The sequence below is a fragment of the Achromobacter semiaridum genome (assembly GCF_053543755.1).
Genome location: NZ_JBLVOL010000046.1, coordinates 31,822 through 35,481 on the forward strand (window position 1 = coordinate 31,822; position 3,660 = coordinate 35,481).

The following is a 3,660-nucleotide window of genomic DNA, read 5'->3' on the forward strand; positions in this document are numbered from 1 at the left end:
CCAGACGCCGCCGTCGGGGCGGTCGACCCCGAAGCGGCCCTGCACCTGGCCACGCACCGGCATGGCCAGGCCATGCTTCAGGCCGCTGCCGCCGCCCACGGGCGGAGCGGCGCGGGTCTGCTGCGCCGATGCGCTGCGGGTTGGAGTGGTCTCGGCCTCTGCGGGTTCCGCCTTTTTTGGAGGATCTTCCGATTTGGCGGATGCCTGGGCCGGCGCCTGGCTCGGCGTCTGGTTCGGATCCGTCAGGCGCGTGTGTTTTTGTTCAGCAGGACGTAATCCGGCGGCGTCCGGATCGGCGACCGCGACCGGGCCACGGCTTTGGCGCGACGCCGCTTCGACCTGTTCGCGCGCCCGGGCGGCATCGCTGGCATCACGGCTATCGCGATCGCGGCGGGCGGCGATTTCGGCGGCCCGCTTGCTATCAGCCTCGGCTTTCTTGCGGGCCTCTTCGGCGCGGCGCTCGGCTTCGGCGCGCTTGCGGGATTCTTCAGCGGCGCGGCGCGCCTCTTCAATGCGGCGGGCCTCTTCGGCCTTCTTGCGCGCCTCTTCCGCCTTGCGGGCCTCTTCGATCTGCTTGGCAATGGCCGCGTCCAGATCGGTGATCAGGCGCGACAGGCGCTGGTCATCACGCCCCAGCTTGTTGGCTTCGGCGCGCTGGGCGGCGATCTGCCCTTCCAGTTGCGCCAACAGCGTGGCGCGTTCTTTTTGCTGCCCCACCAATGCAGCCTTCTGCTCGGACGTTTCCGCCACGACTTTTTCAATCTCGGCACGACGGGCGTCGGCGCGCGTTTGCAGCGCGGCCAAGCGGTCGATGTCGGCCCGCAGCGCCTTCACGGCATTGGCCCGCGCCTGCGACACGTAGTCCAGGTAGCCCAGATTGCGACCCAGCACCTGGGGATCGTCGCCGGACAGCAGCGCCGTCCAGGGCGACAGGCCGCTGGTGTATTGGGTACGAAGCTGATCGGCCAGCTCGGTACGGCGCTTGGCCAGCACCGTTTCCTGCACGCCGATCTGCTTTTCAAGACTGCTCAGATCCGTCTGCGCCTGGCGACCGGCGTCGGCCAGTTCCCGCAGGCGCAGATTGATCTTCGAGATGGCCGATTCCGACTGCTTGAGCGCGTCGGCGGCTTCCTTGCGGGCGGCTTCGCGCCCGTCGATCTCTTTTTGCAGATTCTCGATGCGGTCGCGCAGTGCCGCCTGCTGACGCTCGGCGTCAGACTGGCGGCCGGCAAGGTCGTTGGGCGCGGCGCGAGCCGATAGCGCCCCACCGGTCAACATGACCGCCAACAACAACCCTGCCGTGCGACGCATAGAGATATCAGTCCTTCTTAGCCTTGCCTTGAGCGGCAACCGCAGCCATGGCCGCCTCGATCTCGGCGGCATCGCCCAGATAATAGTGGCGGATCGGGCGCAGGTCATCATCCAATTCGTAGACGAGGGGTTGGCCGGTGGGGATGTTCAGGTTGACGATGTCGTCATCGGACACGTTGTCCAGATGCTTGATCAGGGCGCGCAGGCTGTTGCCGTGGGCGGCGATCAGCACGTTGCGACCGGCGCGGATGGCCGGGGCGATGGAATCGTTCCAGAACGGCAGCACCCGGTTCACGGTGTCTTTCAGGCACTCGGTGGCGGGCAGCTGGTCGGCCGGGATCTTGGCGTAGCGGCTGTCGAAACGCGGATGGCGTTCGTCGTCCAGTGACAACGGTTCCGGGGCGATGGCGTACGCGCGGCGCCAGATCAGGACTTGCTCGTCGCCGTACTTCGCGGCGGTTTCAGCCTTGTTCAGGCCTTGCAGCGCGCCGTAATGGCGTTCGTTCAGGCGCCAGTTCACGCCCACCGGGGTGTACATCGCGTCCATGGCGTCCAGCGCGATCCACAAGGTGCGGATGGCGCGCTTGAGCACCGACGAGTACGCCAGGTCGAAGGTATAGCCCTCTTTCTTGAGCAGTTCGCCGGCTCGGCGAGCCTGTTCGCGGCCGGTTTCGGTCAGGTCGACGTCGGTCCAGCCGGTGAAGCGGTTTTCCAGATTCCACTGGCTTTCGCCGTGGCGCATCAGAACAAGTTTATGCATGGTTTGGCACGCTTTCCGCGCGGGTTAAAGTTAAAGGATGGTTAAAGAATGCGCTCATTTTATAATTGAGTGATTTTGCCCTTGATTTTGCCCCGGCGCACTCGTCCAATTCCCTGGCGCGGCGCCCGCGGGTTGGCCGAGGGTTCGCCCATATCCGGCTAGCTGCCGCACTTCAGGATGACCCGTGGATCTTTTGCAATTTTTGCTCGATAAAAACAACGTCTTCATCGTCGGCGTCGCCGTGATCTCCGGCGTGATGCTGGCGATTCCCGCCCTGCGCAAGGGGCGCAGCGGCTCGGCCGTCAGCACTGGCGAGGCCATCCAGATGGTGAACCAGCGCAACGCCGTGTGGGTGGACGTGCGTCCCGTCGAACAATTCCAGGCGGGCCACATCGCCCAGGCACGAAATGTGCCGGCAGCCGACATCGAACAGAAAGCCGCCTCGCTGCCCAAGAACAAACCGCTGGTTGTGGTTTGTGACAACGGCCGCGATTCGGCCCGCGTGGCCGCCAAGCTGCGCGCCCAAGGCTTTGCCGACGCGGTGCCGCTGGACGGCGGCATGCGCGCCTGGTCGGCCGCCAGCCTGCCGGTCACCCAAAAGGGCTGAACCGGCGCTGTCCCATCATCAATCTTGAATCTATCGAGGAGCGCCTATGAATAAAGTCGTCATGTACAGCAAGGACTACTGTCCCTATTGCTCACGCGCGAAGGCCCTGCTCGAGCAGCGTGGCGTGACCGACCTGGAAATCATCCAGATCGACCGCGATCCGTCACAGCGCGATGTCATGATCGAACGTACCGGCCGACGCACCGTGCCGCAAATCTTCATCGGCGATACTCATGTCGGCGGTTGCGACGACCTGATGGCCCTGGACCGCTCGGGTGGCCTTGCCCCCCTGCTGAACGGCTAATCGCCTCTACTTTTGCCCCCTCCACCAACGGAATCACTCATGGCTGATCAAGACCAAAACACCCAGCAAGAAGGCGGCAACGACGCGCCCTCGTTCAACCTGCAACGCGTCTACCTGAAAGACCTTTCGCTGGAAATGCCGAACGCGCCTCACGTCTTCCTGGAGCAAGAAGCGCCCCAGGTTGAAGTCAGCATCACCGTGGGCGGCCAGCGTCTGGCCGACACCGTGTTCGAAACCACGGTCACCGTCACCGTCACCACCCGCATCAACGACAAGGTCGTGTACCTGGTCGAAGGCACGCAAGCCGGCATCTTCGAAGCGGCCAACATCCCTGAAGAACAGCTGGATCCGCTGCTGGGCATTGTTTGCCCGACGATGCTGTACCCGTACCTGCGCGCCAACATCGCCGACGCGATCACGCGCACCTCGATGCCGCCGCTGCACCTGACCGAAGTGAACTTCCAAGCGTTGTACGAACAGCGCCTGGCCGAGTTGCAACAGCAGCAGCAAGGCGCCGCCAACGGCAACGGCAATGGCAATGGCAGCGATTCGGGCATCATCCTGCCCGCCAGCGCCACCCGCCAGTAAGCGCGTCCGCCCCGATGAACCATCCCGCTCTGCCGCGCTTGCGCGTTGCCGTCCTGGGTGCGGGAAGTTGGGGCACCGCGCTGGGGGGGG

5 protein-coding genes are annotated in these 3,660 nt (G+C 64.6%); 3 read left to right on the plus strand and 2 right to left on the minus strand.

The features are described 5' to 3' along the window. Nucleotides 1–1,311: murein hydrolase activator EnvC family protein (locus ACNPP0_RS13890; RefSeq protein WP_448706209.1), on the minus strand; the 1,311-nt coding region annotated here is incomplete at its 3' end. A 7-nt stretch (nt 1,312–1,318) separates the two neighbouring features. Further along, nucleotides 1,319–2,071: a 2,3-diphosphoglycerate-dependent phosphoglycerate mutase gene (gpmA, locus tag ACNPP0_RS13895; protein ID WP_046803160.1), complete on the minus strand. Its 753-nt coding sequence runs from the start codon at nt 2,069–2,071 to the stop codon at nt 1,319–1,321. A gap of 184 nt (nt 2,072–2,255) precedes the next feature. Here gpmA and ACNPP0_RS13900 point away from each other — a divergent pair, with 184 nt between their 5' ends. Genes ACNPP0_RS13900 through secB form a run of 3 tightly spaced genes read left to right on the plus strand, consistent with a single transcriptional unit; the run spans nt 2,256 to nt 3,570 of the window. After that, nucleotides 2,256–2,678, plus strand: coding sequence for a rhodanese-like domain-containing protein (locus ACNPP0_RS13900; protein WP_046803159.1), 423 nt, complete (start codon nt 2,256–2,258; stop codon nt 2,676–2,678). Between the two features lie 46 nt (nt 2,679–2,724). Further along, nucleotides 2,725–2,982: a glutaredoxin 3 gene (gene grxC / locus ACNPP0_RS13905; RefSeq protein WP_006216244.1), complete on the plus strand. Its 258-nt coding sequence runs from the start codon at nt 2,725–2,727 to the stop codon at nt 2,980–2,982. A gap of 39 nt (nt 2,983–3,021) precedes the next feature. Beyond that, nucleotides 3,022–3,570: a protein-export chaperone SecB gene (gene secB / locus ACNPP0_RS13910; protein ID WP_219991339.1), complete on the plus strand. Its 549-nt coding sequence runs from the start codon at nt 3,022–3,024 to the stop codon at nt 3,568–3,570. Nucleotides 3,571–3,660: the final 90 nt, after the last annotated feature.

What these genes read in the sequence shown, in the direction of transcription:
- secB (WP_219991339.1), top strand. Translation starts at nt 3,022, where the DNA reads ATGGCTGATCAAGACCAAAACACCCAGCAAGAAGGCGGCAACGACGCG.
- grxC (WP_006216244.1), top strand. Translation starts at nt 2,725, where the DNA reads ATGAATAAAGTCGTCATGTACAGCAAGGACTACTGTCCCTATTGCTCA.
- gpmA (WP_046803160.1), bottom strand. Translation starts at nt 2,071, where the DNA reads ATGCATAAACTTGTTCTGATGCGCCACGGCGAAAGCCAGTGGAATCTG.